Origin of the sequence: Borrelia persica No12 (assembly GCF_000500045.1) — a bacterium.
Taxonomy (GTDB): domain Bacteria; phylum Spirochaetota; class Spirochaetia; order Borreliales; family Borreliaceae; genus Borrelia; species Borrelia persica.
In genome coordinates this window covers 1-2,734 of the sequence record NZ_AYOT01000135.1, presented here as the reverse complement: position 1 = coordinate 2,734, position 2,734 = coordinate 1, and the positions used below count along the sequence as shown (strand labels likewise).

5 protein-coding genes are annotated in these 2,734 nt (G+C 24.3%); 4 read left to right on the top strand and 1 reads right to left on the bottom strand.

What is annotated here, in order from left to right:
- The 4 genes from U881_RS0103070 to U881_RS0103055 form a co-directional block, all read left to right on the top strand.
- Positions 1–201 (top strand): variable large family protein (locus U881_RS0103070; protein WP_024653181.1); only part of this gene is annotated, 201 nt, incomplete at its 5' end.
- A 351-nt stretch (positions 202–552) separates the two neighbouring features.
- A complete protein-coding gene (locus U881_RS12700) occupies positions 553–699 on the top strand; it encodes a hypothetical protein (protein ID WP_160164788.1) in 147 nt (48 codons plus the stop codon).
- Positions 700–990: 291 nt separating this feature from the next.
- Complete coding sequence (locus U881_RS0103060; RefSeq protein ID WP_024653180.1) at positions 991–1,182, top strand: hypothetical protein; 192 nt, start codon at positions 991–993, stop codon at positions 1,180–1,182.
- Positions 1,183–1,373: 191 nt separating this feature from the next.
- Complete coding sequence (locus U881_RS0103055; protein WP_024653179.1) at positions 1,374–1,850, top strand: DUF228 domain-containing protein; 477 nt, start codon at positions 1,374–1,376, stop codon at positions 1,848–1,850.
- A 508-nt stretch (positions 1,851–2,358) separates the two neighbouring features.
- Here the strand turns inward: U881_RS0103055 and U881_RS0103050 are convergent.
- Positions 2,359–2,734: DUF228 domain-containing protein (locus tag U881_RS0103050; RefSeq protein ID WP_024653178.1), on the bottom strand; the 376-nt coding region annotated here is incomplete at its 5' end.

The window sequence follows — 2,734 nt, the reverse complement described above, 5'->3', positions numbered from 1 at the left end:
GCTAATGAAGTTGTAGGGGTTAAAGCAGCAGGAGTAAGTGCGGTAAATAAGGTATTAGGGATATTGGATGTAATAATTAAGAAAACAGTAGCAAATAATTTAGAGAAAGTAAGAGAAGTATTTCAAGGAATAAAATATTCTGAGACTAGTGGAAATGAGGCTAGTCAATCTGATACTACTCAAACTCCAGCTACTAAATAAACAGTATAAACGGTGATTAATAAATTATGTATATGTAAATGTTAATGTGCACACTTTTCTCTGTAATCGTGAGGGAGGTGTTATTTTTGTTAATAGTATTGTAATCGTGAGGGAGGTGTTATTTTTGTTAATAGTATTTTATTGGTGTATGTTCTAATTAAAAATATTCGGTTTATTGTATAAAATTGTATAGATTGTAATAGATTTGTGTAGTTATAAAATTGTGTAAAAAAAAGATAATAAATTATGAAAACAAATTTTAATCCATATGAAATACTTTAGTTATTTGAAGAAATATAATGGCGCTCATTTACAGTGTTAATTAATTTTAGTATGAAATAAAAAATATATATGAGAAAGAAATTTAATTCTAATCCACAAGTTACTACCGAAGATCTTGGTCATATTCTAGAAGAATCACTTATATTTGTTTTTAGGATATTTTTTATTTCAGTTGTAATAGGTTTTTCTTTGCTTGTTTTCAGTCAAATAGAATAGTAAATTTTTATTTAATAAAGACTACTTTAAATAGGTTAAAGAAATCTTCTGTTAAAGATTATCTCATCTTGTTTAAAAGATGAATATATAAAAAAGCTAATACTACTAAATTAAAGCTTATCGATCAATTTCAACAACAATTTGTTTTGTTGCAAAATATAATAAAGAAAAAATTAATTGAAATAGAAAATGATAAGGAAAGAACAACGCAAGAAAAGATTATGTTATCTGGGATGGTATGTGAGTTGGATAATGTATAAATATTGATAATAAATGATTAATAAAAATTAAATGAGGAGAAAGTTAATAAAAAAAAGGTTTAGTTTATTTAATATAATGATTGTTATTGGATTGATTGTTGGATGTTCAACAGGTGTGCAACCATCATCAGCATTAAAGGATCAAGTATATTTTAATAATCAAGCATTAGTACCTAGCAATCAAGCCTATTTGTATCTTGTAAAAGCAGTATCTAGTGGATAACATATTCGAATATAACCAACATATTGTATTTACATACAAATTAAATTTTGTAAAAATTGAATAATTTTTTATTAAAGATGTTAGTAAAAATTAATTTTTGTACTATAATAGATTGTCTAGACTATAGAATATATATATATATATTCTATAGTCTAGTATAATATATATAAAATAGGAGGTTAAAGGTAAAAATGAATAGAGATAGAGTTACCTTTAGTAATAATACAGATTTTAGAGATAAGCATTTACGTCTTAGTAATTCAGGTGGGACTGTAACTAGTAGTGTTGTTGGTAGGTTAGAGAATTATCCTGTTAAAGGATACCCATACAAACGTGGTGTTAAGTTATCTTTTGAGGATGGTTATGAATCTTGTATTGAAGCTGGAGGTGGTACTGATCTATATGGAATATGCATTGACATAGATGATTTTACTCAAACTGCAACAGTAATACCAATAACAAATAATTTTCAAGGGGATTTATTAGCCAAGAATTCAAGAATTAGAATTGGTGATAGGCTGTTATTTAATAAATGTGGTATACTGAAAAAAGTTAAAAAAAATACCCACTATGATAAAAAGAATATTACATATAATGCCATTGCACTTTCAAACTCATTTTTGGATGAAGAGCAAAGACATTATTTAGTAAAAGTACAAATTTATTAAATAAATTTCTTCACCAGAAAAAATTATAATTATTTTTATGTTTTTTCTGGTGAAAAGAATTTTTTGTATTACAGGCTACTTTAGTTATTATTTTTAGTGGTAATTTTTAAAATTCATATTATAATTTATCTTTATTTTATTTAATTGAAAACAAACTACAATAATATTAAATGGAATAATAAATTAAATTTATGAATTGAATTATAAAGAATTCTAAGAAGAAATGTATCATTTATACTAATAACAAATAAATATATTTATTTGTTATTAGTATAAATGATACATTTCTTCTTAGAATTCTTTATAATTCAATTCATAAATTTAATTTATTATTCCATTTAATATTATTGTAGTTTGTTTTCAATTAAATAAAATAAAGATAAATTATAATATGAATTTTAAAAATTACCACTAAAAATAATAACTAAAGTAGCCTGTAATACAAAAAATTCTTTTCACCAGAAAAAACATAAAAATAATTATAATTTTTTCTGGTGAAGAAATTTATTTAATAAATTTGTACTTTTACTAAATAATGTCTTTGCTCTTCATCCAAAAATGAGTTTGAAAGTGCAATGGCATTATATGTAATATTCTTTTTATCATAGTGGGTATTTTTTTTAACTTTTTTCAGTATACCACATTTATTAAATAACAGCCTATCACCAATTCTAATTCTTGAATTCTTGGCTAATAAATCCCCTTGAAAATTATTTGTTATTGGTATTACTGTTGCAGTTTGAGTAAAATCATCTATGTCAATGCATATTCCATATAGATCAGTACCACCTCCAGCTTCAATACAAGATTCATAACCATCCTCAAAAGATAACTTAACACCACGTTTGTATGGGTATCCTTTAACAGGATAATTCTCTAACCTA

Excerpts from the sequence above, each read along its gene's own strand:
- U881_RS12700 (WP_160164788.1), top strand. The coding sequence starts at position 553 with ATGAGAAAGAAATTTAATTCTAATCCACAAGTTACTACCGAAGATCTT.
- U881_RS0103060 (WP_024653180.1), top strand. The coding sequence starts at position 991 with ATGAGGAGAAAGTTAATAAAAAAAAGGTTTAGTTTATTTAATATAATG.
- U881_RS0103055 (WP_024653179.1), top strand. The coding sequence starts at position 1,374 with ATGAATAGAGATAGAGTTACCTTTAGTAATAATACAGATTTTAGAGAT.